Below are 25,804 nucleotides of genomic sequence, written 5' to 3' on the forward strand. Positions count from 1 at the left end.
CCTGGCCTGGGTGACCGGTCCAGGTTGACACGGTACGGTCGCTCCTGGGCCGGAGCGACCCTCCCGGGATCGTCACCGGCCGTGTCCGCCGGACACAAATGCAGTACCGAACATTCACCCTGAAACCCGTAGGATCGGCTCGATGGCGCAATCAGAGGGCAGGGGTGTTACCCGAGTGGAGTCAGAAACGACAGGGGCTCTGCTCGACCCGGCGACCCGTCCGACCTGGCGCAGCTCCGTCGTCGCCGCCGTCATCGCCCTGCTGGTCTTCGGCCTCTGCATCTGGCAGGTGGTGGTCCGCGGCCCCTTCATCGCCTGGGACTGGCAGTTCCACTACTACGTGGACTCCCACCACCCCGTGGGCTGGGAGAAGGCCTTCCTCGACATCGTCGCGAGCATCACGGGCGAGCGCATGTTCACCATCCCGATGGTGGGCGGTACCGCCCTGTACGTGGCCCGCAAGCAGGGCGGGCCCGGCTCCCTCTGGAACCTGCTCACCCGCCGTCCGGTGCTCGCCGTGCTGGCCGGGCTCGCGACCATCGCGCTGATCGGCTACAGCACCAAGTTCGGGCTGGGCCGCACCGGCCCGCACCACAACATGGACGTGCTTCACGCCGGCGGCCAGGCGTTCCCGTCCGGCCACGCCGCCAACACGTTCTTCACCGGCTTCTTCATCCTGTGCCTGCTGTTCACCCAGAACGGGCTGTTCCCGAGCGTGTCCAGGCTGCGCAAGATGATCCCCGTGGTCGCCGTGATCGTGATGATCGCGGGCGCCCTCATGTCCTGGCTGGACTACCACTGGCTCAGCGACATCCCCGGCGGCTGGCTGCTCGGTTTCATCGCGTGCATGGTGGCGCTCTCGGTGCTGCGCGCGCCGATCCGCGAACGAGAACCCGCGCCGGCGTCCGCTCCCTCGCCCTCCGACTAGGGCGCGGCCCAGCCGCGCGCGAGGGCCGCGCCGACCAGCTCCGCCACGACGTCGTGCACGGCGGCCCGGTCGGCCGGGACCAGGCCGATGCGGGTGCGGCGGTCCAGCACGTCGTCCGCGTCGAGCGCGCCCTCGCGCGTCACGGCCCACTCGACCTCGGCGTGCGTCACGTCCAGGTGCTCCGTGCCCGCGATCCCGTGCCCGACGGCGTCGGTAGCGCCCGGCAAGGCCGCCGCGGCCAGCACCTGGGGGGCCTCGGCGCCGTAGCGGGCGACGAGGGAGGGCGGGGTCTCGGCAGGCTCGACCGGCGGGCGGGGCGCGACCGGCGGTTGCGGCCCTGCGCCGACCAGCGGCAGGTCCGCCGTCCAGCACGGTCCCGCGGTGAGGCCGGCGTGCTTGACGGCCAGGTCGACGGCGTCCTCCGCCATGGCCCGGTAGGTCGTCAGCTTGCCGCCCAGCACGTTCACCGCGCCCGTGGCGGCCGAGACCTCCACGAGGTGCCGGCGCGAGACGTCGGCCGAGGCGCCCGCACCGTAGCCCGGACCGGACAGGTCGATCAGGGGGCGCAGCCCCGCGAAGGCACCCACGACGTCGTTGGGCAGCAGGGGGCGGTCCAGCACGCGGGAGACCGTCGCGAGCAGGAAGTCGATCTCGGCGCGCGTGGGCTCGGGCACGTCGGGCACGGGGCCGGGCGCCTCCTCGTCGGTGAGGCCGACGATCACCCGGCCGAGCTGGGCGGGCAGCGCGAACACGAACCGCGAGGCGGACCCGGGCACCGGCACCATGAGCGCGCCCGCCGGGTCGCCCAGCCGGGCGGCGGGGACGACGACGTGGGTGCCGCGGCTCGGGCGCAGCCGCACCGACGGGTCGACCGTGCCGGCCCATACCCCGGTCGCGTTCACGACGACGCGGGCGCGCACGGACAGGCCCGTGCCGGTCAGGGTGTCCTGGAGCGTGGCGCCGTCGGCGCGCAGGTCCGTGGCGCGGACGCGAGTGAGGATCTTCGCGCCGCGCCCCGCGGCGGTGCGTGCCAGGGCGACCACGAGCCGCGCGTCGTCGACGAGCTGGCCGTCGTGCGCCACCCACGCCCCGTGCAGGTGCTCGCGGGCGACCGCGGGCACCAGCCGCGCGGCCTCGCCGGGGCGCGCGAGCCGCGGCGCGGGCAGCACGTCGGACGACGTCCCGGCGTCGCGCCGCAGCAGGTCGCCCAGCCCGAACCCGATGCCCGCCGTGATGCCCTGCCGGGGCGCGACGCCGCTGGTGAGCGGCAGCACCTGGGGCAGGGCGCGGACCAGGTGCGGCGCGGTGCGCGTCATGAGCACGTGCCGTTCGCGCGCGCTCTCGCGAGCCACCCCGACATCGCCCGTGGCCAGGTAGCGCAGGCCGCCGTGCGCCAGCTTGGAGCTCCACCGGGAGGTGCCCCACGCCAGGTCGTGCGCCTCCACGAGCGCGACGGACAGGCCGCGCGCCGCGGCGTCCAGCGCCACGCCCGTGCCGGTCACCCCGCCCCCGACGACGAGCAGGTCCACCGGCTCGGACGCGAGCTCGTCGAGCTCGCGCGCGCGGCGCCGGGCGGTGAGGGCGGTGCGGTGCATCGGTCCTGCTTCCGGGTCAGGGACGGAGGTACCCGTCGATGGTGCGGGCGAGCTCGGTCCGCAGTGCGGCGTCGTCGATCACGGTGGTCACGGTGCGGTGCGACAGCACCACCGACTGGGACACCAGCAGCACCATGACCGCCATGTCGGTGGGGGACCCGGCCCGGACCGTGCCGCCCGGCTGCGCCGCGGTGATCCCTGCGGCGAGCCATTCCAGGATCACCCGCTGCGACCGGCCGATCCGCTCGAAGGCGTACCGGGTGAACACCTCGGGCTCCTCGGTCAGGAGGTGCCCGAAGACCGGGTCGGCGCGCAGCAGGTCGCCGAACCGGACCACCTTGTCGACGATCGCCGCCCGGTCCGTGGCCTGCGGCCCGACGGCGGTGATGGCGACCTGGGCGCGGTGCATCAGCAGGGCGCGCAGCACGTCGTCGGCGGACTCCCAGCGGCGGTAGACCGTGGGCCGCGAGACGCCGGCCGCCCGGGCCAGCTCCGTGACGGACAGCCCGCGCGTGCCGCGGGTCGCCACCAGCCGGGACGCGGCCTCCAGGAGGCGCGCCTCGGTGCGGTCGAGGGCGTCGCCGGGGGCGGTGCCCAGCGCGTCGGGGGCGGGCGAGACTGCATCCGGGCCTGCATTACGAAGTGTCATCTTGTGTAACACTGTAACGCGACCCGACCCGATCCGACGACCCACCCGGAGGACGCGTGAGCACCCAGGCCGAGAACGAGCGCATCGACATGCGGTGGGACGGCTGGGGCGACCCGGCCCGCGCGCACGGCCTGCCCGGCGGCGTGAAGCTCCTGCTCACGGCCGTGCTCGGCCGCACGCCCGCGCCGCCGCCCGGGCCCGAGCTCGCCGACGTCACGATCAGCACCCCGCCCCTGCCGGCCGACGACCTGGCGGCGCTCGCCGCCGCCGTCGGCCCGGAGCACGTGGACGCCGGCCACGACGCGCGGCTGCTGCACGCGGGCGGTAAGTCGACCCCTGACCTGCTGCGGCGCAGGCAGGCCGAGCAGGCGGCGCCGGGCGCCGTCGTCCGGCCGGGCGCGGAGGACGACGTCGCCGCGGTGCTGGAGGTCGCGGCCCAGCGCGGGCTGGCGGTCGTGCCGTTCGGCGGGGGCACCGCCGTGACGGGCGGACTGGCCCCGGACCCCGGGGCGCACCGCGGCGTCGTCAGCCTCGACCTGCGGCGGCTGAGCGGGCTGGTCGCGCTGGACGACGTCGCCCACGAGGCGACCTTCCACGCGGGAACGACGGCGCCCGCCGCCGAGGCCGCGCTGGCCGCGCACGGGTTCGAGCTCGGGCACTTCCCGCAGAGCTTCGAGTTCGCCACGCTCGGAGGGTTCGCCGCCATGCGCTCCTCCGGCCAGAACTCGGCGGGCTACGGGCGGTTCGACGCCATGGTCACGGGCCTGCGGGTGGTCACCCCCACGGGCACCCTCGACCTGGGCCGGGCGCCCGGCTCGGCGGCCGGGCCGGACCTGCTGCGCTGGTTCCTCGGCTCGGAGGGCAGGTTCGGCGTCATCACGCAGGTGCGGGTGCGCGTGCACCCCACGCCGGAGGCCCGGCTCATGGACGCGTGGACGTTCCGCGACTTCGCCGCCGGCGCGGACGGCCTGCGCCGCGTCGCGCAGCTCGGCACCGGGCCCACGGTGATCCGCCTGTCCGACGAGGAGGAGACGGCCGTCTCGCTGGCCCAGGTCGGCAACATCGGCAAGGCGCTGGCCCGGGGCTGCTCCGCCGTCGTGCTGCACGAGGGGCCCGCCGACCTGGCCGCCGCCCGGCGCGAGGCCACCACGCGCGTGCTGCGCGAGGCGGGCGGACGCCCCGCGGCCGGAAGGCTCGCCGAGTCCTGGGACCACGGCCGGTTCAAGGCGCCCTACCTGCGCGACGCCCTGCTCGGCGCGGGCGTGTTCTGCGAGACGCTGGAGACCGCCACGACCTGGTCGAACCTGGCCGCGCTCAAGGCGGCGGTCACCGCCGCGCTCGCCGACGGGTTCGACCGGGAGCACGCGAGGAACCGCATCCTGTGCCACATCTCGCACGTCTACCCGACGGGCGCGTCGCTCTACTTCACGGTGATCGCGGGCCTCGGCGCCGACCCGCTGGAGCCCTGGGAGCGGGTCAAGGCCGGGGTGAACGACGCGATCATGGCGACGGGCGGCACCATCAGCCACCACCACGGCGTCGGCGCGGACCACGCGCCCTGGCTGGAGCGGGAGATCGGCGCGACCGGCCTGCGGATGCTCCGCGCGGTGCGGGCCGAGCTGGACCCGGCCGGGATCATGAACCCCGGCGCGCTGCTCGGATGACCGCGCGCCCCACCCCGCCGACCCACGTGGCGGACGCACGGATCACCGGGGTGACCTGCGGCTCCGACACCTCCGGTAGGTTGCGCGCATGACCGATCAGGCCGGGCACATCGCGGTGCTCGTGAACCCCGCCTCGGGGCACGGCGCGGGCGTCGACAGCGCGCGCGTCGTGGTCGAGCGGCTGCGCGCCCGCGGCGCCGACGTCCGGGTCCACCGGGGCGCCGACGAGCGCGAGACCGTCGCGCTGGGCCGGCTGGCCGTCGCCGAGCGGCCCGACGTCGTCGTCGTGGTGGGCGGGGACGGAACGGTCTCGTCGGTGCTGGGGCCGCTCCTGGAAGCGGGCATCCCGCTCGCCGTGGTGCCCAGCGGCACGGGCAACGACCTGGCCCGCGAGCACGGCATCCCGCTGGACGACGCCGCGGCCGCCGCCGACCTCGCGCTCGACGGCGCCCGCCGCCGCGTCGACACGGGCACCGTCACCGCCGCCGACGGCACGGTGCGGCACTTCGTCACCGTGCTGTGCGCGGGCCTGGACTCGCTGACCAACGAGCGCACCAACCGCATGACCTGGCCCAGGGGGCCCGCCCGGTACCTGGCCGCGATCTACCTCGAGTGGCTGCGGCTGCGGAGGTTCGCCTACCGGCTGGAGCGGGCGGACGCGCCCGCGCTGGAGCAGGACGGGTACATGCTCGCGATCGGGCTGACCCGTACCTACGGCGGCGGCGTGCCGATCTGCCCCGGAGCCGACCCGGCCGACGGGCTGCTCGACGTCACGCTGGTGCAGGCGATGGGCCGGTTCCGGCTCCTCGCGTTCGACTCCCTGATCAAGTCCGGCCGGCACGTCGAGCGGCCGGAGGTCACGACGCTGCGCACCCCCGCGGTGCGCCTGACGGCGCCCGCCGGCCTGGTCACGTACGCGGACGGCGAGCCGACGGGCCCGGTCCCGGTCACGATCGAGGCCCGTCACCGGTCGCTGACCCTCTGCGTCCCGGCCTGAGCCGGGGTTCCTCTTCGAGGCCTAAGTTTCTTCGCTTTGCTGCGAGTCAAAGCGAAGAAACTTAGGCCTCGAAGGAAATGGTCGACGACGGCCGGCCGACGACGGCTGGCCGACGACCGCCCTGCCGACGTCGGTCGGGTGACGGCGGCGGTGTGACCCGGGTCACCCGCCCTCCGTGTCACGTCCGGTGGGCGCGCGGTGTCTGGATGGGATCACCCGTGTCGTGAACGGAGCCCGAACATGTCCAGCACCCCGAGCCCCAGCGCCCCGAACCCCAGCGCCCCGAGCCCCAGCGCCCTGCCGCGCGCCGTCAGCAGGCGGGTCAGCGCCGACCTCCCGAGGACGCTGACGAACCGCGTCATGGCCGCGTTCTCCCGGTGGCGGTACGGCGCGGTGCTCGACCCGCTCGTCGCCGTCGGGCACCACGGGAAGGTGACCCGCACCTACGCGCTCACCGAGCTCGGCGTCGGCGGCTGGAAGGCGCTCGACCCCGGCCTCAAGTCGCTCGCGGTCATGGCCACCTCGGTGTCGATCGGCTGCTCGTGGTGCGTGGACTTCGGCTACTTCGAGGCGCAGCATGACCACGTGGACCCCGCCAAGCTGCACGACGTGCCCGCGTGGCGGACGAGCGAGCGCTTCAGCGACCTGGAGCGCGACGTGCTCGCCCTCGCGGAGGCCGCGACGGCGACCCCGCCGACCGTCGACGACGCCCTCGCCGCCCGCCTGACCGAGTCCCTGGGCGCGGAGGCGTTCACCGAGCTCGTCGCGATCGTGGCGGTGGAGAACCTGCGCAGCCGGATCAACGCCGCGATGGGCCTGACCGCGCAGGGGTTCAGCGACCGGTGCGAGGTGCCGATCTCCGGCCCGCTCGCCCAGGTGGGCGAGGTGTAGTGCCCGACGCCGCCGCCCCGGACCCGGCCGCCCCGGACCCGGCCTCCCCGCGGCCCGGCGCGGACCTCGCCCGCCCGTTCACCGAGAACCGGCGCCTGCTGTTCACCGTCGCCTACGAGATGCTCGGTGCGGCCGCCGACGCCGAGGACGTGGTGCAGGAGGCCTGGCTGCGCTGGTCGGCCAAGGACCGCTCCGACGTCGACGACCCGAGGGCCTATCTGGTGCGCGTCACGACCCGGCTCGCGCTGAACCGGCTGCGTACGCTGCGGCGGGCGCGTGAGACGTACGTCGGCCCGTGGCTGCCGGACCCGATCCTCACGACGCCCGACGCCGCCCTGCCCGTCGAGCGCGCCGAGGAGGTCTCACTCGCCCTGCTCGTGGTGCTGGAGACGCTGTCGCCCGTGGAGCGGGCCGTGTTCGTGCTGCGCGAGGTGTTCGACCTGTCGTACCAGGAGATCGCCGACGTGCTCGACCGCGAGCCCGCCACCGTGCGGCAGACCGCGCACCGCGCGCGGGAGCACGTGCGGGCCCGGCGTCCGCGGTACACGCCCGCCGGCCCGCAGCACGCGGAGGCCACGGAGCGGTTCCTGGCCGCGTGCTTCACCGGCGACGTCGCGGGTGTGCTCGCGGCGCTCGCCCCCGAGGTGGAGCTCGTGACCGACGGCGGCGGCGTCGTCCGCGCGGCCCGGCGGGTCATCCGGGGCGCCGACAAGGTCTCGCGCGCCCTGGTCGCCTTCGCCGGCGACGCGACGGTGGGCCGCATGGAGTGGGTGCCCGTGGAGATCAACGGGGCGCTCGGGATGCTCGCGCTGCTCGGCGGCGAGCCGGCCATGGCGACCGTCGCCGAGTACGGCACGGGGGACCAGAGCGGCCTGCTCGCGCGGGTCATGGTGTTCCGCAACCCGGAACGCCTGGCCGGGCTGCACCGCCTACCGGGCTGAGCCGGGACGCGTGGCCCGGCCCAGCCTCCGGTCAGATCCCCGTCAGGTCTCCCGCGACCAGGCTCAGCTCGCGGCGGGCGTGCGGCGGCACGACCTCACCGGGGATGCTGAGCCCGACGGCCCACGCCGTGTCGTCGCCGGGGCGGCGGGGCACGAGGTGGGCGGCGCAGGCGATGTCCTTGCGGAACTCGCCGTGCTCCTCGACGACGGCGTCGGGTCGCAGGCGGGAGAGCTGGGCGTCCAGCGAGTTCATGTCGGCCGCGGTCCGCGGCGTGAACTTGCGCATCCCGGCGTCGACCACGAGCTCGTGGCGGTCGCGGCGGGACATGCCGAGCAGCAGGGCCTTGCCGAGCGCGGTGGCGTGCGCGGAGACGTCGAGCCCGCGCTCCAGGTCCTCGATGTACGGCGAGCCGGGGGCCTCGGCGTAGTCGACGACGACCACACGGCCGGCGCTGATACGTCCCAGGTAGGCGCTGTAGCCGCTGCTCTGCGCCAGGTGGCGCAGTACCTCGCGGGTGTTGGGCCCCCGGCCGAGCGAGCCGAGCTGCTCGTAGAACCGGTGGCTGACCTGCTCGCCGACGTCGTAGGTGCCGTCCTTGAGCCGGGTGACGTACCCCTCGTAGGCGAGTGTGCGCACCAGGTGGTACGTGGTGGAGAGGTTGAGCCCGCTGCGGCGCGCGATCGCCTTGACCGGCAGCCCGGGGAACCGGGTGACGACCTCGAGGACGCGGAAGGCGCGGGCAACGCTCTGTACCAGGTCGTCCGGGCGTTCCCGCTCGGAGTCCAGTGTCACGTGCCCCCCTTGCTCGTCGGTGGAGGCCGACGGTCCCTTTTTGCGACGAATATCGTAACCGGATGGGTATCGACAGGGTGGTGCGAGGGTGCGACAGTTGTCTGCCCTCGCAGACATGTTAGCCACGGGTGTGGCAGAGGTCACGGAACCTGGTTGTGTTCACTCTGTGCGATCGAGGGCGACCGCGCAGAGACGATGAATCCATGAAAATACCTGAACCGGTTGATATCCGACAAGTACCCCACGTGTGTGGGGCCGTGCCGGAGGCCCGGCCGTGGCGCTCCGCACCGTTCGCCGAGAGGGCCCGCCGTAGTGCTCGATGACATCCACAACACGCAGGACCGGGCCTGGCGCGGTACCCGTCCCCTGCGCCTCGGCGGGGTCTCCCGCCTGACGCCGCTGGTGGGGGCCTCGGCCCTGCCCGACCCGCGCGAGCTCTACGACGAGCTCGAGCAGCAGTGGGGCGAGATCGCCCCGGTCGAGCTCGAGCCCGGCGTGCCGGCCTGGCTGGTCATGGGGCAGCGGCGCGTCTTCGACATCATGCGCAACGAGCACGTGTTCGCCACCAACCCGCAGCTGTGGAACGGGCACGCGCGCGGCGGCCTGCCGCGGACGTCGGGCCTGCGGCCCGCCTTCACCTCGCAGCAGCGGTTCTCGGCCAACCACGCCGACGGCGCGCTGCGGCAGCGCCTGCGCGAGCCCCTCGACGACGCGTTCGAGCAGCTCTCCGAGCCCATCACCGCGGCCAAGGCGCGCTCCTTCTGCAACCTGCTCATCGACCGCTTCGAGGACCGCGGCCGCGCCGACCTGATGCTCGAGTACGCGTCGGTGATCCCGTTCCTCGTCATCGCCGACATGATCGGGTTCGACCCGGAGGACGGACAGCACCTGTTCGACCTGACCCGCCGCGTCGCCGGGGGCGGCGCCGACGCCGCGCCCTCCGTGCACGAGGTGGACCGCATGCTCGGCGACCTCGTCGCGCTCCGCCGCGAGCACCCGCGCCGGGACCTCGCGAGCTCGTTGCTGGCCCACCCGGGCATGCGGGACGACGTCGAGGTCACCCACACCCTGCTCACCGTCGCCTACTCGGGCAACCTCACGCTGACGGCCTGGGTGGCCCAGACCCTGCTGCTCACCCTCACCGACACCCGGTTCTCCGGGCGCCTGCACGGCGGCCGCATCGACCTGGACAGCGCCATGGACGAGGTGCTGTGGCGCTCCACGCCCACCATCCACAGCCTGCCCCGGTTCGCCCGCCAGGACGTCGTGCTCGACGACAAGCTCGTCGCGGCGGGCGACCCCCTGATCCTCGCGATCCACGCCGCCAACACCGACCCGCGCATGGACACCGGCGACCCCTGGGACCACGTGGGCAGCCGGGCACACGTGTCGTTCGGCACCGGCCCGCACGCCTGCCCGGCCCCGCGCACCGCGCGCGTGATCGCCCGGATCGCCGTCGAGACGATCCTGCGCCGGCTGGACGTGGTGCTGCGCATCCCCGCCGCCGACGTCCGCTGGGACCCCACCCTGTGGATCCGCCAGCCCGCGAGCATCCCCGTAACCTTCCCCGTGCCCGTCGAGAAGGCCGGGCCCGAGACATAACACGTGGCCCCTGGGCAGGTGGTAGTGCCCGACGGCGAGGTCCCGGCGGTAGGTTGCGTGGGTGAGCAAGGAGGGTCACATGCGCATAGGCGTACCGGACGACGGCGGGCCGCTCGTGCCCGCCACCCCCGCGACCACCGGCCGGCTGGTCGGCCTCGGCTACGAGGTCGCCGTGGCGGCCGGAGCCGGGGCGAGGGCGGGCTTCCCCGACGCGGCCTACGCGGCCGCGGGAGCCGCCGTCGTGCCCGATGCCGAGGCGTGGGGCGCCGACATCGTGGTCGCCACGCGGGCGCCCGACGACCTGACCGCACCCGGACCGGCAGCGCTGCGTCCGGGGGCCGTGCTCGTCGCGCAGGTCATGCCAGCGGCGCGGCCTGAACTGGTGCGGGCGCTCGCGGACCGCGGCGTCACCGCCCTGGCCCTGGACGCCGTGCCGCGCATCTCCCGGGCGCAGTCGCTCGACGTGCTCAGCGCCCTGTCGAACGTCGCGGGCTATCGGGCCGTCGTCGAGGCCGCGGCCGAGTTCGGTGGCATGTTCGCCGGCCAGGTCACCGCCGCGGGCACCACCCCGCCCGCCGACGTCTTCGTGATCGGCGCCGGCGTGGCCGGGCTCGCGGCCATCGGTGCGGCGGGCAGCCTGGGCGCGCGGGTGCGCGCCTTCGACGTGCGCCCCGAGGTGGCGGAGCAGATCGAGTCCATGGGCGCCACGGTGGTCCGGGCCGACGACGCCGCGCAGCAGGTCAGTGCCGACGGCTACGCGTCCGCGCTGACCGCCGACCAGGAGGCCGCGGCGCTGCGCGCGTACGCCGTCGAGACCGCCGGCGCGGACATCGTCGTCACCACGGCGCTCGTGCGCGGGACGGCGCCCACCACCATCACCGCCGAGATGGTCGCCGGCATGCGGCCAGGCAGCGTGATCGTGGACCTCGCGGCCCCGGGCGGCGGCAACTGCGAGCTGACCGTGCCGGGCGAGCGCGTGGTCAGTGACAACGGCGTCGTCGTGCTCGGGTACACCGACCTGCCCGACCGCATGCCCCGGCACACCTCGGAGCTGCTCGGCACGGCCGTGGCCAACCTGGTCCAGCTCGGCACGCCCGGGCGCGACGGCGTCCTGGCGCTCGACCCGGACGACGCCGTCGTGCGCGGCATGACCGTGGCCGCCGGCGGTGAGGTGCTCTGGCCGCCGCCCCCGGTGGCGGTCTCGGTGTCGCAGTCGCCGGGCGAGCCCGCGCCGGTCGAGCCTGTCGGGACCCCGGCCCCGCCGGTCGAGCCCGTCGAGGCCTCACCAGGGTCTCGACCGCCTCGGCCGGCGGGGAGCGCGGCACGGGCGCCGTTCGCCCGGACCGTGCTCCTCGCCCTCGGCGCCGTCCTGGCCGCGCTCGCCGTGGCCGCGGCGCCGCCCGACCAGGCCGCGCACTTCACGGTGCTGGCCCTGGCCGTCGTCGTCGGGTTCTACGTGATCTCGCACGTCAGCCACGCCCTGCACACCCCGCTCATGTCCCAGACCAACGCGATCTCCGGGATCATCCTGGTGGGCGGCGTGCTGCAGATCGGCTCGGCGGACCCGGTGGTGACCACGCTCGCCGTGCTGGCCTCCGCGGTGGCGAGCATCAACATCTTCGGCGGGTTCCTGGTGACCCACCGCATGCTCGGCATGTTCCACCGCAGTCCCGCCGACGTGTCAGACGTGCAGGTCGCCCGAGGCAGGCGTGGGCCTGACACGAGGGGTGGGGGCGAGCGATGAGCGTCGAGTCGACCGTCCAGGCGGTGTACCTGGTCGCGGCGGTGCTGTTCGTGCTGTCGTTGGCCGGGCTGTCACGGCAGGAGACCGCGCGGCGCGGCGTGCTGCTGGGCATGACCGGCATGGGGCTCGCGCTGGTGGCGACGATCGCGCTGGCCCTGGACCGGTCCGAGCGGCCCGTCGGCGTCACGGCCGGGCTCATCCTGCTCGTGCTGCTGGTGGGGGCGGCCGTCGGCACGTGGCGGGCGCGCACCGTCGAGATGACGCAGATGCCCGAGCTCATCGCGCTGCTGCACTCGTTCGTCGGCGCGGCCGCCGTGCTCGTGGGCTTCGCCTCCTACCTCTCCGAGCCCGCCACCAGCGGGGCGGACGCCGGCGCCGGTCAGACCCTCCACCTGGTCGAGGTGTTCCTCGGCGTGCTCATCGGCGCCGTCACCTTCACCGGCTCGGTGGTCGCGTTCGGCAAGCTGTCGGCCCGGCTGCGCTCGTCGCCGCTGCTGCTGCCGGGCCGCAACTGGCTCAACCTCGCCGCGCTCGTCGCCTGCGCGGGCCTGCTCTGGTGGTTCCTGGCGGACGGCGCGGCCGGCCTGGTGCCGTTGCTGCTGATGACCGTGGTCGCGCTCGCCCTGGGCTGGCACCTGGTGGCGGCGATCGGCGGCGGCGACATGCCCGTCGTCGTCTCCATGCTGAACTCCTACTCGGGGTGGGCGGCCGCGGCTGCCGGGTTCATGCTGGGCAACGACCTGCTCATCATCACCGGCGCGCTGGTCGGCTCCTCGGGTGCGATCCTCAGCTACCTGATGTGCAAGGCGATGAACCGCTCGTTCGTCAGCGTGATCCTGGGCGGGTTCGGCGCCGAGACCCCGGCCGCGGCGGCCGGCGGCCCGGCCGAGCCGGGCACCTACCGGGAGACGACGGCGCTCGAGGTCGCCGACCGGCTCACCGCCGCCCGGTCGGTGATCGTCGTGCCGGGCTACGGCATGGCCGTGGCGAAGGCCCAGTACCCGGTGGCCGACCTCGTGTCCCGGCTCACGGCGCGCGGCACCGCCGTGCGGTTCGGCATCCACCCCGTGGCCGGCCGGCTGCCCGGGCACATGAACGTGCTGCTCGCCGAGGCGAAGGTGCCCTACGACCAGGTGCTCGGCATGGACGAGATCAACGACGACTTCCCCGCCACCGACGTCGTGCTCGTGATCGGTGCCAACGACACCGTGAACCCGGCCGCGCAGGACGACCCGGCCTCGCCCATCGCGGGCATGCCCGTGCTGGAGGTGTGGCGGGCCCACGAGGTGATCGTCTTCAAGCGGTCCATGGCCACGGGCTACGCGGGCGTGCAGAACCCGTTGTTCTTCCGCGAGAACACCGCCATGCTCTTCGGGGACGCGAAGGAACAGGTGGAGCTGATCGTCCAGGCGCTGTGATTCGCCGCGACCAGCACCTTTTGCATTTCGGTGGTTATCTGTGGGTGAATTGACGGTGACGCGCTGACACCGCGCGGTAACAAGTTGGTATAAAGGGGCGCGCCAGGAAAGTCCGGCGCAGTCCCTCAGTGCGGAGGCCGAGTGTTGACACGCTCTCTCGTGACCGGTACGGCCGCGATCGTGGGGTTCCTGGTGCTTGTGGCGACCACGGAGCTCTTCTGGTTCGGGCCGCCCTCCGGCGCGCACAACGCCGGTGAGATCTTCGCCTCCGTCGGTGGCGCCGCGCTGACCGTCCTCACCTGGGCCGTCGTCGGCTGGGGGGTAGCGCGGATCGCGCGGGCCCTGCGCCTGACGCGGGTGTCCGTGCTGGTGGGCATGCTGGCGCCGGTCGGCGCGATCGTCGCCTTCACGCTCTCGGTCGAGCTCGACGCCTGGTCCACCGGGTTCGGCGTGCTGGCGTTCGCGTCGGCGTCGGCCGGTGTACTGGTGACGATCCGCCGCCGCAGAGCGGCCGACCCGACAGCGCTCCCCGAGTCCAAGGGGCACCCTCCGGTGCGGATGGCCGCGTGAGCGACGTGCCGGTCGCGGTGATCGGGCCGGGCGCGATCGGCGGGCTGATGGCCGCGCTCCTGCAGCGCGCGGGGCACGACGTCACCGTCGTCGCGCGAGAGGCCACCGCCGCGCACATCGCGGAGCACGGCCTCGACGTCGTCTCCGACATGTTCGGCTCGTGGCACGCACCCCTGGCGGCGTCCACCACGGTGCCGCATGGCGCCCAGGTGCTGGTCGCGGTCAAGGCTGACGGCGTGGCCGCGGCCGCCGACCTGCTGCGCGACGCCGCACCGGCCGAGGTGATCGCCCTGCTCAACGGCGTCGAGCACATGGCGGCGCTGCGTGCGGCGGCGCCCGGTGCGCGCGTCGTCGGCGCGACGATCGCCGGCCAGACGCGCCGCACCCCCGTGGGCGGCCCGGACCCGGCGACGGTCACGCACTCGTTCGACCTGCTCACGATCGTGGTGCCCGCCGACGCCGCGGACCTCGGTCTGACCGCCGCCCTGCGGGACACCGGCGCGCTGCTGCAGACCGGCGGCACCGAGGCCGAGGTGCTCTGGAAGAAGCTGCGGTTCCTGGCGGCCCTGTCGCTGCTGACCTCGACGTGGAGCACCGGGATCGCCGACGCCCTGGACCGCGACCCGGCGCTCACCGCCGCCCTGCTGGACGAGATCGCCGCCGTCGCGACGGCCGAGGGCGTGCCGTCGACCGGCGCTGAGCTGCGCACGCTCCTGGGCGGGATGCCGCCGCTGACGGTCGGCTCGCTGGAGGCCGACCTGTCGGCCGGGCGGCCGGGCGAGCTGGACGCCATCGGTGGCGCGATCCTGCGCGCGGGCGGTCGGCACGGCATCGACCTGCCGGTGCTCACGGCGACGGTGGACCGGCTGGCGGCGTCGGTCGCCTGACGGGGCCGCCGGCCGACGTCGGCCGGGCGGCTTCCCCGGGACCCCATTTCTTTGAGGCCTAAGTTTCTTCGCTTTGAGCCGGCTCAAAGCGAAGAAACTTAGGCCTCAAAGGGGACGACCCCCCGGAGGATGTACGACTGGGCCCGTCAGAAGCCCCGGCCCACCTGGAGCGAGGCCAGAGGTCCCGCTCACCAGAAGCGGACCGGGAGCCGGTGGCGCGCGTACACGCTCTCGACGGCCGCGCGCACCTGGGCCGGGGTGCCGAGCCGCGCGTCGTCCAGCCCGAGCACCGCGAGGGTCGCGACGCCGTTGTGCTCGGACCACCAGGAGTCCAGCCCGCCGCGCATCTGACGCAGCCGCCCGCGCGTGAGCCCCTGCGTCACGCCGCGCATGAGCACGCTGGAGGCCGGCGTGCCCATCGGGGCCGCGAACGCCGTCGGCAGCCGCCCGAGGTTGGAGGCCAGGCACAGCGGTGCCGTGCCGTCGCGCGCGGCAAGCTTCGCGACGGCGTCCGGCACCATCTGCATGAGCGGCTTGAGCGGGCCCAGGGTGTCCACCCGGGTGCCCGACGTCAGGGCCGCGAACTCGGCCTTGGCGCGGGACCGGATCTGGGTCATGTCGGCGATCACGCCGGCCCGCTCGGGCGCGGGCGTCACCGTGGTGTCCACGGCGATGGACACTCCCGAGGTCGCGTTGGACCGCAGGTCGCCGGGCACGCGCAGGCTCACGGGCAGCGAGACGCGCACCGGCATCCCGGCCGTCGCCGCACCGGCGGCGAGCAGGATCTCCGTGCAGACCGCGATGAGCAGGCTGTTCGCCGTCCCGCCCGCGGCGTGGGCCGCGCGGTGCCAGGTCGAGGCGTCGGTGTCGACGACGACGATCGGCGGGTGGGCGAGCTCGGCGTCGTCGGGCCGCGGGGCGGGCCGGGGCCGGTCCGCCGACTGCTGCGCTATGAGCGGCGGAACGGGACCCTGCCGCGCCATCCTGCGCAGCCCGCCCACGGCGGCGCGCGCCTGGCTGGTCGCGTCGCGCAGGTCGGCCACGAGGCCGGTACGGATCCGCTCGCCCTCCTTGGGCAGACGGCGGCCCGACGACGACGGCGCGCCCTCGGCGTACCCGCCCGCGAACGCCCCGCGCGCCGCGGCGCGGGCGGCGGCGGCCTCGAAGGCGCCCACGTGCATCCCGCCGTCGGCCACGACGTGCGAGGTGACGAAGCTGAGCACGGTCCCGCCGCTGGTGGTCCGCGCCGCCGACAGGGCCCAGGTGGGCCCGGTCTCCGGGTCCAGGCTGACCTGCGCCTGCTGCTCGGCCCACGCCAGCACCGCGGGCTCGGGCACGGGGGCGGAGCCGATGAGCAGGTCGGGCAGCCGGGTCGACGTCGACCACCGCGCACGGGCGCCCGGCAGTCGGCCCGGTCGCACCACGCGCTGCAGCGGGCCCTCGGCCAGGGCGCGGTGCAGGGCGCGCAGCGCGTCGGGGTCGAGGGGCGCCGCGATGCGCCAGACGGTCTGGTTGACCACGGCCACCCCGAGCACCCGGCGGGTGCGCAGGAAAAGGTCGTCGTCGTAGGTCAGGCGGTTGCTCGTCACGGGGGAGCCGGTCGACGGCGGGCTGGTCGGCGGGCTGGTCACTGGGCTGGTCAAGGGATCTCCGGTGCCGGGCTGGTGGGTAGGGTGCGCGCGTGCGTCATGTCTTCGCCCTGGTGGGCAGTCGAGGAGATGTCCAGCCGGCCCTCGCGGTGGCCCTGGACCTGCGGCGACGCGGGCACGAGGTGGTGACCGGCGTGGCCCCGAACCTGGTGCCGCTGGCCGTCCGGCTCGGTCTGGACGCGGTGCCGCTGGGTATCGACTCCGCGGCCCTGCTGGGCTCTGACCTGGTCCGGCGCGACATGCGCTCGGCCCACCCGGTGCGCCGGGTGCGGGCGCTGCGCGCCGTGGCGTCGGCCGGCTGGGACGAGCTGCGTACCGGGCTGGCGGCGCTGCTCGACGACGTCGGCGGGGCGGACACCGTGGTCACGGGCCTGCTGGGCCAGGAGGTGGCCGCCGCCGTGGCCGAGCGGCGCGGACTGCGGATGGCCGCGCTGCACTACTGCCCGGTGCGGGCTAACGGCGTGGTCTCGCCCGTGAGCGGCGTGCGCGGCCCGCGCACCACCCGGGCGGTCTGGACGCTGGGGGAGCGGGTGCGCTGGGGCCTGACCCGCCGCGCCGAGAACGAGCAGCGCGCCGCCCTCGGGCTCGGCGGTACGCGCGTGCACCTGCCCACACGGCTGCGGGACGCCGGGGCGGTCGAGGTCCAGGCCTACGACCCCGCGCTCGCGCCGGGGCTGGTCGACGAGTGGGGGCCGCGCCGTCCGCTCACGGGCTTTCTCGCGCTCGACGGCGCCGCCCGGGCGCGGCTCGGGGAGGCCGGATCGGGGGCCGACGGGGGCGCTGATGCCTCGGCCGGCGCGACGGCGGGCCTCGATGCCTGGCTCGACGGCGGGGAGCCGCCGGTCTACGTGGGCTTCGGCTCCATGCCCGTGGCCGACCCGCGCGCCCTGCTCGCGGCCGTCGACGCGGCCTGCGCCGAGCTCGGCGTGCGGGCCCTGGTCAGCGCGGGCTGGAACGACTTCTCCGGGGCGGACGCCGGGTCGAACGGCGCCGGGTCGGACGGCGGCGCCCGTGGTGCCGGGCGGGACCCCGACCGCGTCCGCCTGGTCGGAGCGGTCGACCACGCGGCCGTGCTGCCCCGCTGCCGCGCCGCGGTGCACCACGGCGGAGCCGGTACGACGCCGGCGGCGCTGCGCGCGGGCCTGCCCGCCGTCGTCGGCTGGTACTCCGCCGACCAGCCGATGTGGGGCGACCTGCTGCGCGGTGCGGGCGTGGGCGTGGCCCGCCGGGCGAGCACGCTCACGCAGCCCGGCGTGCTCACCCGGGCGCTGGCCGAGGTGCTCGACGAGACCACCGCGGCCCGCGCCGCCGCGCTCGGGGCGCGCCTGGTGCCCCCGGACCGGGCGGTCGCCGCGGCTGCCGACGCGATCCTGGGCGGCTGAGCCGGAGCCGACGGCAGAGCCCTTCACCACGGCGCCGCCGGGAGCTTCCAGGCCTCGGCCTCGGCCAGCACCAGGCGGCGCAGGGTGGCGGCGTCAGCCATGCGGTCGGGGTCGAGGGCGGCGACGCTGAGCGTCGTCGTGCGGCCTACGGTCGTGCAGAAGGCGACCAGTCCGCCGCCCGCCGCGCGCAGCTCGGCCGCCGTCGCGCCCTGGTAGTGCGACAGGGTCGCGACGGAGCGCACCGCGCTGCCCGCCGCGTGCGTGTACCCCTCGGGCGGGCGGCCCAGGTTGGACGCGAGGGCCGCCGCGACGGGCGGCTGCGGAAGGCGGCTCACCAGGGTGTCGGGCAGCATCTGGACCAGCTCGAGCGGCACCGGGGCCAGCCCGGGCTCCGCCTGCCCGACGGCGGTGTAGGCCTCCTTGGCGGCGGCCCGCACCCAGCCGAGGTCGCGGTGGGCCAGGACGTCGGCCGGGATGGTGACCCGGGCGATCTTGGTCGAGTTGGCGCGCGGGTCGTCGGCGTCGCGGGTCGAGACGGGCAGCGCCACGGGCACGGGCTCGCCCGGGAACCGGCCGGTCGCGTGCACCAGGCGGGCGAGGAACGCCACGAACCAGGTGTTGGGCGTGCCGCCGTGCGCGGCCGCGGCCTGGGTCACCTGGTCGGACGGGAGCTCGACGTGCAGCACGGGCGCGCGCCAGGCGGCGTCGTCGGCGGGCTGCGGCGCGGCAGGGGCTTCCACCACGGCGGGCATGACCCGCGTGGCAGGCCCCGCCCCGGCGACCCCGGCGGGACCCGCGGCCTCCCCGGCCTCCGGCGGGGGCGGCGGCACCGGCTCGTGCACCGTGCCCGCAGAGGCCCGCGGTCCCTGCGGGGCGATCTCGCGCGCGGCGGACTGCGCCCGCGCCCGCGCCTTGGCCCCGGCCCAGCGGCCGACGGCGGCGGCCTGGGCGGCGGCGTCGGCGGCGTCCGCGAGCAGGGCGCGGGTGCCGCGCTCGGGCGCGGGCACGACGATGGGCGCGGCGTTCGTGGCGGCGCGCACCACGGCATCGATCAGCGCGGCGCCGTCGGCGACGGCGTGCGCGCAGGTGAGCGAGACGATGCCCCCGACGACGGTTCCGGCGGCGCCCGTGCCCGCCCGCGCGACGACGTCCGCGGCGGAGATGCGCCAGGAGAGCCCGCGCGCCGGGTCGAGCGGAACGTCGGCCTGGGTCTGCGCCCAGTCGCCGATACGGTCCTCGGCCACGGCGGTGGTCTGCAGGTCGACCACCGGGAGGGTGCCGGCGGGCGCCCAGCGGTGCCGCGCGCCCGGCACGCGGGACCGCACCACGCGCCGGTGCAGCGACCCCGCGGCGAGGCGGGCGCCCAGGTCACGCAGCCGGTCGGCGTCGAACGGGCCGTCCAGGCGCCACAGCACCTGGTTCACGGCCGGGCTCGTGGCGCCCTCGTGGCGGCGCAGGAACATGTCGTCGGCGAACTGCAGGCGCAGTGCGGGTGGCGGGTCCGTCACGCTCGTCTCCCGGGTCGGATACCGGTCCCGAGGGGACCGTGGGCTTCAGCACGTGACCATACCGGGCATTACGGGGGGACTAACTTTCACCCGGCGAATCCGGTATAAAGGTCGCCGCAAGGGGACCGCGGAACTCGTCCGACGTCGTGCTGGCCGTGCCCACAGACCGATCGAGGGACGCGCACGCATGGAATACACCGAGCTGTCGGCCTACGACCTGCCCGCCGGAACCGTGACGTCCTGGACGCCGCGCGCCGACGCCGGGCGGTGGCAGCAGGACCCCCGCGCACTGTCCCCGGGGCACGAGGCGCACCTGCGCGACTCCGCCCCCGGGTCCTGGATCGGGTCGGTGCTGCGGGTGCCCGGACCGTACGAGCCCGAGCCGCTGCGCCGCGCGATCCACGCCTGGGTGAGCAGGCACGAGGTGCTGCGCACCACCGTCACGCGCGACGCCGGAGCCGGCTGGCGGCGCGTGACCGCCCCCGCCGAGGCGGTCGCCATCCGTGACCTGGTGGTGGGCGACCTGAGCGCCGACCAGGTCGCTGCGCTCCTGCCCAGCCTGCTCGCCGACGTCTCCCCGACCGCGTGGCCGCACTGCGTGCTGGCCACCGTGGTGCCCGCCGCTCCCGGTGGCGGCAGCGACCCGGCCGGCGACGACCCGGCCGGCGCCGACGGCTTCGTGCTCGCCTTCGGCGCCGACCACTCCGTCATGGACGCCTACTCCCAGCTCCTGTGGTTCGAGGAGATCGTCTCGCTGTACGACGCCGCCCGCCGCGGCGTGCGGGACGCCGAGCTGCGCACCCTCGAGGTGGGCTCCCACGTCGACTTCTCCGCCGACGACCGCAAGCTCGCCATGACGCTGGCCGCCGACGGCGAGCCCGTGCACCGCTGGCTCGACTTCCTCGGCCCCGACGCGACCTTCCCGCGCTACGGCGCCGTCACCCGCCCCGCCGCCGACGCCGCCGAGGCCGCCCGTCCGCAGGCGTCCCGCTCCGCGTGGCTCGCCACCGTGGACCAGACCGACGACCTCAGCGCCCGCAGCCGGGCCCGCGGCGCCTCCGCCCAGTCCGGCGTGCTGGCCGCGTTCGCGCACGCCGCGCGCCGGGTGCACGGCCTCGACCGGCTCCGGTTCGTGCTGCCGATGCACACCCGCTACGCGCCGCAGCACGCCGCCGCCGTCGGCTGGTACGTGGGCCTGTGCCCCGTGGACCTCGACCTGACCGGCACCGACCCCCTGCTGCGCGAGGTCGACGGCCGTGGCGGCCCCGCCCGCATGGTCGACGGCGACGCCCTGACCACCGCCGTCGAGCGCGTGCACGCCGCGGTCGCGGCGGGCAAGCCCCTGGTGCGCTACTCGTTCGCGCGCATCGCCGAGCTGGGCGGCATCACCGACGGCCCGCACCTCGCCGTCTCGTACGTGGACACCCGGTTCGTGCCCGGCGCCGAACGCTGGAGCGCCTGGGACGCCCGCACCCTGCGCAGCCCCGCGTACGGCACCGACGAGCTCTACCTCTGGTTCCTGCGCACCCACGACGGGCTGAACGTCTCCATCCGCCACCCCGACACCCCCGAGGCGCACGCCGCCATGGACGCCCTGATCGAGGAGCTGCGCGCCGCCTTCCGGGCCTTCGGCACCGCCGGCACGATCGGAGCGGTCGCATGATCCTCGGCGCCATGGGCACCTGGACCACCCGCCCCGGGCGGGTGGTCCACCTACGGCCGACGCCGGAGGCGCTCGCCGCCGCGCAGACGGCCCCGGTGGACCCCGGGCCGCCGTCGTTCCTGCAGGGCGACCACCTGCGCGCGTTCGCGGCGCGCCGCGCGTCCGGCGGCACGCACCGGGCCTGGACCGGCACCGCGACCCACCTCGACGGGCCGTTCGACGGCGCCGCCCTGGCCCGCGCCCTGACCCGCTTCGTGCGGCGGCACGAGGGCCTGCGCACCTGGTTCGACGTCGACCCCTGCGCCGACGGCGGCGCCCCGGTGCGGCACCTGGTCCCCGCGGAGGCCGTAGGGTTCACGGCCGAGCCCGTGCCCGCTCTCTCGCCGGCCCCCGGCCTGTCGTGGGACGAATGGGTCACCGGGCACCTCACCGCGACCTTCGACGCGGCGTGCCGCCCCGACTCGTGGGCGCCGTTCGCGCTCGGCGCCGTCGTGACCGACGACGGGTTCGGACTGTTCTGGGGCTGCGACCACGCGTTCACCGACGGCGGGTCGCAGCTCATGGTGCTCAGCGAGATCGAGGAGCTGTACACGGAGGAGCTCGCCGAGCCGGGCGCGGCCCGTGAGCCCGGCGCCTCCCGGGGGCCGGGCCCGTCGAGACCCGAGCCGCCGCCCACCGCCGGCTCGTTCCTGGCACACGCCCGCGCGGAGCACGAGCTCGCCGCCGCGACCCCGGCCGACGCGCCCCAGATCCAGGCCTGGTCCGACGCCGTGACCGCGCACGGCGGAAAGCTGCCGCAGTTCGCGCTGGACCTCGGCCTGCCGCCCGGTGAGACCGCGCCCGTGAAGATCCGGTCGGCGACCCTGCTGGACGCCGCCGGCCTCGCCCGCATGGACGAGCTCGCCGCCGAACGGGGCGCCCGGTTCACCGGCGCCGTGTTCGCGGGGATCGCGCTGACGGACACCCGGCTGACCGGAGCGGACGCCTGGTTCGGCGTCACCGTGGTCGGCACGCGCGGGCCCGGATTCGAGACCACCCAGGGCTGGCTGTGCAACTTCGCGCCGGTCACCGTCCCCGTGCCCGACGGCGGCCCGGCCTCGTTCGCCGCCGTCCTGCCGGTCGCGGACGCGGCGTTCCGCCAGGCCAGGAAGGTCGCGGAGGTGCCGGTGCACGCCGCGCTCGGCGTCATGCTGGCCGGCGGCGTGCTCGACCCGGCCTCCCTCGGCAGCCCGCAGCTCATCAGCTACCTCGACCTGCGGCGGTTCCCCGGCGTGGGACGGCCCGCCTACGACAACGGCCTGCACTTCACGGGCGAGGGCCGCACCGCGAACGCGTCGCTGTGGGTCAACCGCGACCACGAGCGGCTGTACGTCGTCACGCAGACGCCGGACACCCCCGCGGCGCAGGCCGCCGTGGACCGCTACCTCGCCGAGCTGCGGGCCACGTTCGCGGCGGCGGTCGCCGTCCGGGACGAGCGCCTGGAGGCGGCCGGTGCGGGTCCTCTCGGCTGACCTCTGGGAGCCGGCGCCGGGCCAGGTGATCACCTGGGACGTCACGCCGCGCGCGGGGTTCGTGGCGACGCCGTCGGCGCTCACCTACAACCAGCGCAACCACCTGCTGGGCGCCCACGACGGCGAGCCGAGCGTATGGATCACCGCCGCGTTCGACGTCGACGGGCCCGTGGACCGCGACGCCCTGGAGGCTGCCTTCCGCGACCTCGTGGCCGCCCACCCGGGCCTGCGGGTCGAGGCCGTCCGCCGGCCGGCCCCGCGGACCGTGGGCCTGGTGCGGCACGCCGCGACCGGGCTGGCGTGGCGGCGGCAGGAGGGCCCCGTCACCCGGACGGCCGACGACACCCGCGAGCTCCTCGTGGCCGAGCTCTCCCGCCGGTGCGCGCCGTTCGGCTACCCCGCGTTCCTGCCCGCCGCGATCAGCCGCCCGGACCGGTCGACCGTCGTGCTCGGCATGGACCACCTGCACACCGACGCCTGGTCCACCACCGTCGTCGTCGACGAGCTGGCGGCGCGGTACGCCGAGCACGCGGCGGAGGCCGGTCCCGCCCGGCGCCGTGGTTCCGCACCTGCCGAGCCCGCGGGTGCGGCCGCGATCGTGGCCGACCCTGCCGACCTCGCCGCGCCGTCCGGCAAGGCCGCGCCGTCCGACCCGGCCGACGTCGCCGGACCGCCCTTCGTCGCCGCCGACGACCCGCGCCTGGCGACCTGGCACGGGTTCCTGCGGGACCGCGGCTGGGCGCTGCCCACGTTCCCGCTGCCCCTCGGGGTGCCGGACGGCGAGCGGGCGCCGCAGCGCACCGTCGTGCGCCCGCTGGCCGACGCCGCGACCGCGGACGCCGTCGCGGCGCGCGCCCGCTCGGCCGGCGCGTCGACGTCGGCGGCCGTGCTGGTCACCCTCGCCTGTGCCGTCGCGGACCTGGGCGGGCCCGCCACGCTCGAGACCCTGCTGCCCGTGCACACCCGTGAGGACGCCGCCGCCCGTCGCGCCGTCGGCTGGCACACCACCACGGTGCCGCTGCGGATCGAGACCGGCGACGGCGCCGACGGCGCGCTGGCCACCACGGGCAAGGCGCTACGGGCCGCGCGCGAGCTGGCCGCCGTGCCGCTCGAGCAGGTCGTCGAGACGCTGCCCGCCCCCCTGCGGTTCCCACGCGTCGACATCTTCCAGGTGTCCTACCTGGACTACCGGCGGCTGCCGGGGCACACGGCGTCGGCCGGGCGGGCCGCGCACCACGTCTCGGCCGCGACCCGGGCCGACGACCTGCAGGTCTGGGTGTCCCGCACGGACGACGGAATCGTGGTCCGCGCCCGCATGCCCCGCACCCCGACGGCGGTCGCCACGGTCGACGCCGTCCTCGCCCGCTGGTCGGAGCTGCTGACGGCCCTGGCGGGCTGAACCCGCGCGGCGCCCGGGGCGAGGGTGCCGGGGGCGACGCCGCCCGTGGCGCCGTCCTACCCTGCCTGCATGGCTACCGACGACGTCCGCACGCTCACCGAGGCCAGGGCGGTCACGGCCCTGGCCAACCCGGCCCGCTCCCGCCTGCTCGACTCGCTGACCGCCGACGGGCCGGCCACGGCGTCGACCCTGGCGGAGCGCACGGGGCTGGCGGTCGGGAGCATCAGCCACCACATGCGGGTGCTGGCGTCCGCCGAGCTCGTCGAGGAGGCGCCGGAGCTGGCCCGCGACCGGCGTGAGCGCTGGTGGCGGCGGGCGGCGCGGTCCATCACGTGGGGCCGGTCGACCCTGCCCCCGGACGCGGAGAGCCAGCGGCAGGCGGTGGCCGCCGAGGAGTTCATGCTGGCGCGCCAGGTCGAGCGGGCCCGGGCCTGGCTGGAGCGGTCCGAGCAGGACGACGAGTGGAGCCGGGCCGAGCTCTCCACCGACAGCTGGCTGCGCCTGACCCCCGGTGAGCTGGAGCAGCTGAGCGCCGAGATCAACGAGGTGGTGCTGCGCTGGAAGGAGCGGGGAAGCGCGGCGGCGCCGGACGAGAAGGCGGCCGGGGAGCGCGCCGAGCACGTCTTCCTGTTCGCGCGGGCCTTCCCGTCCCGCCCGTAGTCCGGTCCGGGAGCAATCCTGCAAGGACCATTGTACAAGAGCGCTTGTACATATAGCCTGCTGGCATGACGACGTCGACCGCGCCCACTGAGCCTGCCGTCCCCCTGGCCCGCAACCGGGCCTTCGGACTCCTCTGGCTGGGGGAGGGCGTGAGCGTCGTCGGCAACGCGACGACGTCGGCCCTGCTGCCGCTGCTCGCCGTGACGCAGCTCGACGCCGGTCCGGCCTGGATGGGCCTGATCACCGCGGCCGCGTGGCTGCCCTGGCTCGTCGTCGGGCTGCCGGTGGGTGCCTGGGTCGACCGGCTCCCCGCCCGGGCCGTGATGATCGCCGCCAACCTGGCCGCCGCCGTCTCGCTCGCGAGCGTGCCCGTCGCGTTCGCGCTCGGGGTCCTCACCCTGGTCCAGCTCACGGTGGTCGCCATGGTGGGCGGGGTGTGCACCGTGTTCTTCCGCACGGCCTACCAGGTGTTCCTGCCCGAGGTGGTGCCCGCGGACCAGCTCGAGCCGGCGAACGCGCGCCTGTTCGGCACGGAGTCCGCGGCGAACGTCGCGGGCCCCGGCCTGGGTGGTCTGCTGGCACAGTGGCTGACGGCGGCGCTCGGGCTCGCGCTCGACGCCGTGACGTTCCTGTGGTCGGCGGTGTGCCTGTGGCGCATCCGGCCGGCCCACCCGGCGGCCCGGCCAGCGGGCCCGGCCGAGCCGCTCGCGGCGCGCATCCGGGAGGGCGTCGACCTGGTCCGCCGGGACCGCTACCTCCCGTGGTTCGTGGGCATGGGTGGCGCGTCGAACTTCGGGCTCACCGGCTACGGGGCGCTCCTGGTGCTGTTCCTGGTGCGCGACCTCGGGCTCTCGGAGGCCGGGGTGGGTGCGGTGCTCGCGCTGGCGGGCGCGGGTGGTGTCGTCGGCGCGGTGGCAGCCCCGTACCTGAGCGCGCGCCTGGGCAGCGGGCGCGCCTCCACCGTGCTGCTCGTGGCCTCCGGTCCCACGGCGCTGCTCGTGGGCGCGGGCCTGCCGGGGTGGGGCGCGGCGATCAGCGGGACCGGCGGTTTCCTGGTCGGCCTGTGCGTGGTCTCGGGCAACGTGGTCCGCAACGCGTGGCGCCTGCGCTACGTGCCCGCGGGGCTGCGGGGGCGCGTGATGACGGTGATGCAGGTGGTCAACTTCGGCACCATGCCGGCGGCCGGCGTCGTCGCGGGCTGGCTGGGCGGGGTGCTCGGGGTCCGCGAGACCATCCTGCTCATGGCCGCGATCCACTGCCTCGCCACGTGGAGCATCCTGGTCTCGCCGCTGGCGCGCCTCCGCGAGCTCCCGGTGGGCCCGCTGGGCGGCTGACCGGTCCCGCTGCCGCGGT

21 protein-coding genes are annotated in these 25,804 nt (G+C 75.7%); 16 read left to right on the forward strand and 5 right to left on the reverse strand.

The genetic code is table 11. The features are described from left to right. Positions 1 to 175: 175 nt before the first annotated feature. Positions 176 to 928, forward strand: a complete 753-nt coding sequence (locus tag ACH47X_RS21975; RefSeq protein WP_397406939.1) for a phosphatase PAP2 family protein — start codon at positions 176 to 178, stop codon at positions 926 to 928. Here ACH47X_RS21975 and ACH47X_RS21980 read toward each other — a convergent pair. Together ACH47X_RS21980 and ACH47X_RS21985 are read right to left on the reverse strand one after the other, a co-directional pair. Beyond that, entirely contained in the window at positions 925 to 2,523 is a 1,599-nt protein-coding gene (locus tag ACH47X_RS21980; RefSeq protein ID WP_397406941.1) for a glycerol-3-phosphate dehydrogenase/oxidase, read from the reverse strand. The two genes, ACH47X_RS21975 and ACH47X_RS21980, sit on opposite strands and share 4 nt — an antisense overlap. A 16-nt stretch (positions 2,524 to 2,539) precedes the next feature. Continuing rightward, a complete protein-coding gene (locus tag ACH47X_RS21985; protein ID WP_397406943.1) occupies positions 2,540 to 3,172 on the reverse strand; it encodes a TetR/AcrR family transcriptional regulator in 633 nt (210 codons plus the stop codon). A 56-nt stretch (positions 3,173 to 3,228) separates the two neighbouring features. Here ACH47X_RS21985 and ACH47X_RS21990 point away from each other — a divergent pair, with 56 nt between their 5' ends. The 4 genes from ACH47X_RS21990 to sigJ all read left to right on the forward strand — a co-directional run bounded on the left by ACH47X_RS21990 (position 3,229) and on the right by sigJ (position 7,665). Continuing rightward, positions 3,229 to 4,836: an FAD-binding oxidoreductase gene (locus tag ACH47X_RS21990; protein ID WP_397406945.1), complete on the forward strand. Its 1,608-nt coding sequence runs from the start codon at positions 3,229 to 3,231 to the stop codon at positions 4,834 to 4,836. 88 nt (positions 4,837 to 4,924) lie between these two features. Next, positions 4,925 to 5,833, forward strand: a complete 909-nt coding sequence (locus ACH47X_RS21995) for a diacylglycerol kinase family protein (RefSeq protein ID WP_397406947.1) — start codon at positions 4,925 to 4,927, stop codon at positions 5,831 to 5,833. A gap of 240 nt (positions 5,834 to 6,073) precedes the next feature. Next, on the forward strand, positions 6,074 to 6,724 hold the full coding sequence (locus ACH47X_RS22000) for a carboxymuconolactone decarboxylase family protein (protein ID WP_397406949.1): 651 nt from the start codon (positions 6,074 to 6,076) through the stop codon (positions 6,722 to 6,724). Further along, positions 6,724 to 7,665 (forward strand): RNA polymerase sigma factor SigJ, encoded by a 942-nt coding sequence (sigJ, locus tag ACH47X_RS22005; protein ID WP_397406951.1) that lies wholly within the window; start codon positions 6,724 to 6,726, stop codon positions 7,663 to 7,665. Before ACH47X_RS22000 ends, sigJ begins: the two co-directional genes overlap by 1 nt. 31 nt (positions 7,666 to 7,696) lie before the next feature. Here sigJ and ACH47X_RS22010 read toward each other — a convergent pair whose 3' ends face one another. Continuing rightward, a complete protein-coding gene (locus ACH47X_RS22010; protein WP_397406953.1) occupies positions 7,697 to 8,458 on the reverse strand; it encodes an IclR family transcriptional regulator in 762 nt (253 codons plus the stop codon). A gap of 312 nt (positions 8,459 to 8,770) precedes the next feature. Between ACH47X_RS22010 and ACH47X_RS22015 the strand changes: the two genes are divergently transcribed. From ACH47X_RS22015 to ACH47X_RS22035, 5 genes are all read left to right on the forward strand, one after another. Further along, positions 8,771 to 10,060, forward strand: coding sequence for a cytochrome P450 (locus ACH47X_RS22015; protein ID WP_397406955.1), 1,290 nt, complete (start codon positions 8,771 to 8,773; stop codon positions 10,058 to 10,060). 79 nt (positions 10,061 to 10,139) lie between these two features. Continuing rightward, the gene (locus tag ACH47X_RS22020) at positions 10,140 to 11,804 is read left to right on the forward strand and encodes a Re/Si-specific NAD(P)(+) transhydrogenase subunit alpha (RefSeq protein ID WP_397406957.1); all 1,665 of its coding nucleotides are present in this window, start codon (positions 10,140 to 10,142) and stop codon (positions 11,802 to 11,804) included. Then, positions 11,801 to 13,222 carry a Re/Si-specific NAD(P)(+) transhydrogenase subunit beta gene (pntB, locus tag ACH47X_RS22025; RefSeq protein WP_397406959.1) on the forward strand — a complete coding sequence of 474 codons (1,422 nt, stop codon included), beginning with the start codon at positions 11,801 to 11,803 and terminating at the stop codon, positions 13,220 to 13,222. The genes ACH47X_RS22020 and pntB overlap by 4 nt, the downstream gene beginning before the upstream one ends. 141 nt (positions 13,223 to 13,363) lie before the next feature. Beyond that, a complete protein-coding gene (locus ACH47X_RS22030) occupies positions 13,364 to 13,792 on the forward strand; it encodes a hypothetical protein (protein WP_397406961.1) in 429 nt (142 codons plus the stop codon). Then, on the forward strand, positions 13,789 to 14,679 hold the full coding sequence (locus tag ACH47X_RS22035; RefSeq protein WP_397406963.1) for a ketopantoate reductase family protein: 891 nt from the start codon (positions 13,789 to 13,791) through the stop codon (positions 14,677 to 14,679). The genes ACH47X_RS22030 and ACH47X_RS22035 overlap by 4 nt, the downstream gene beginning before the upstream one ends. Before the next feature lie 188 nt (positions 14,680 to 14,867). Here ACH47X_RS22035 and ACH47X_RS22040 read toward each other — a convergent pair whose 3' ends face one another. Next, entirely contained in the window at positions 14,868 to 16,322 is a 1,455-nt protein-coding gene (locus tag ACH47X_RS22040; RefSeq protein ID WP_397406965.1) for a hypothetical protein, read from the reverse strand. 38 nt (positions 16,323 to 16,360) lie between these two features. Here ACH47X_RS22040 and ACH47X_RS22045 point away from each other — a divergent pair, with 38 nt between their 5' ends. Then, positions 16,361 to 17,710 (forward strand): glycosyltransferase, encoded by a 1,350-nt coding sequence (locus tag ACH47X_RS22045; RefSeq protein WP_397406967.1) that lies wholly within the window; start codon positions 16,361 to 16,363, stop codon positions 17,708 to 17,710. Positions 17,711 to 17,733: 23 nt separating this feature from the next. On the opposite strand, the gene ACH47X_RS22050 is transcribed toward ACH47X_RS22045, so the two are convergent. Then, entirely contained in the window at positions 17,734 to 19,218 is a 1,485-nt protein-coding gene (locus ACH47X_RS22050) for a hypothetical protein (protein ID WP_397406969.1), read from the reverse strand. Between the two features lie 187 nt (positions 19,219 to 19,405). On the opposite strand from ACH47X_RS22050, the gene ACH47X_RS22055 reads away from it, so the two are divergent. The 5 genes from ACH47X_RS22055 to ACH47X_RS22075 all read left to right on the forward strand — a co-directional run bounded on the left by ACH47X_RS22055 (position 19,406) and on the right by ACH47X_RS22075 (position 25,785). Further along, positions 19,406 to 20,881 (forward strand): hypothetical protein, encoded by a 1,476-nt coding sequence (locus tag ACH47X_RS22055; protein ID WP_397406971.1) that lies wholly within the window; start codon positions 19,406 to 19,408, stop codon positions 20,879 to 20,881. Beyond that, complete coding sequence (locus ACH47X_RS22060) at positions 20,878 to 22,392, forward strand: hypothetical protein (RefSeq protein WP_397406973.1); 1,515 nt, start codon at positions 20,878 to 20,880, stop codon at positions 22,390 to 22,392. The genes ACH47X_RS22055 and ACH47X_RS22060 overlap by 4 nt, the downstream gene beginning before the upstream one ends. Further along, complete coding sequence (locus ACH47X_RS22065) at positions 22,373 to 23,791, forward strand: hypothetical protein (RefSeq protein ID WP_397406975.1); 1,419 nt, start codon at positions 22,373 to 22,375, stop codon at positions 23,789 to 23,791. The genes ACH47X_RS22060 and ACH47X_RS22065 overlap by 20 nt, the downstream gene beginning before the upstream one ends. Before the next feature lie 69 nt (positions 23,792 to 23,860). Beyond that, entirely contained in the window at positions 23,861 to 24,451 is a 591-nt protein-coding gene (locus tag ACH47X_RS22070) for an ArsR/SmtB family transcription factor (protein ID WP_397406977.1), read from the forward strand. A 65-nt stretch (positions 24,452 to 24,516) separates the two neighbouring features. Continuing rightward, entirely contained in the window at positions 24,517 to 25,785 is a 1,269-nt protein-coding gene (locus ACH47X_RS22075; RefSeq protein WP_397406979.1) for an MFS transporter, read from the forward strand. Positions 25,786 to 25,804: the final 19 nt, after the last annotated feature.

Source organism: Promicromonospora kroppenstedtii (genome assembly GCF_044389675.1).
GTDB lineage: Bacteria > Actinomycetota > Actinomycetes > Actinomycetales > Cellulomonadaceae > Promicromonospora > Promicromonospora kroppenstedtii.

Coding starts and splice junctions, on each gene's coding strand:
- ACH47X_RS21980 (WP_397406941.1), bottom strand. CDS start 2,523: ATGCACCGCACCGCCCTCACCGCCCGGCGCCGCGCGCGCGAGCTCGAC.
- ACH47X_RS22060 (WP_397406973.1), top strand. CDS start 20,878: ATGATCCTCGGCGCCATGGGCACCTGGACCACCCGCCCCGGGCGGGTG.
- ACH47X_RS21995 (WP_397406947.1), top strand. CDS start 4,925: ATGACCGATCAGGCCGGGCACATCGCGGTGCTCGTGAACCCCGCCTCG.
- ACH47X_RS22055 (WP_397406971.1), top strand. CDS start 19,406: ATGGAATACACCGAGCTGTCGGCCTACGACCTGCCCGCCGGAACCGTG.
- ACH47X_RS22000 (WP_397406949.1), top strand. CDS start 6,074: ATGTCCAGCACCCCGAGCCCCAGCGCCCCGAACCCCAGCGCCCCGAGC.
- ACH47X_RS22075 (WP_397406979.1), top strand. CDS start 24,517: ATGACGACGTCGACCGCGCCCACTGAGCCTGCCGTCCCCCTGGCCCGC.
- pntB (WP_397406959.1), top strand. CDS start 11,801: ATGAGCGTCGAGTCGACCGTCCAGGCGGTGTACCTGGTCGCGGCGGTG.
- ACH47X_RS22070 (WP_397406977.1), top strand. CDS start 23,861: ATGGCTACCGACGACGTCCGCACGCTCACCGAGGCCAGGGCGGTCACG.
- ACH47X_RS22020 (WP_397406957.1), top strand. CDS start 10,140: ATGCGCATAGGCGTACCGGACGACGGCGGGCCGCTCGTGCCCGCCACC.
- ACH47X_RS21985 (WP_397406943.1), bottom strand. CDS start 3,172: ATGACACTTCGTAATGCAGGCCCGGATGCAGTCTCGCCCGCCCCCGAC.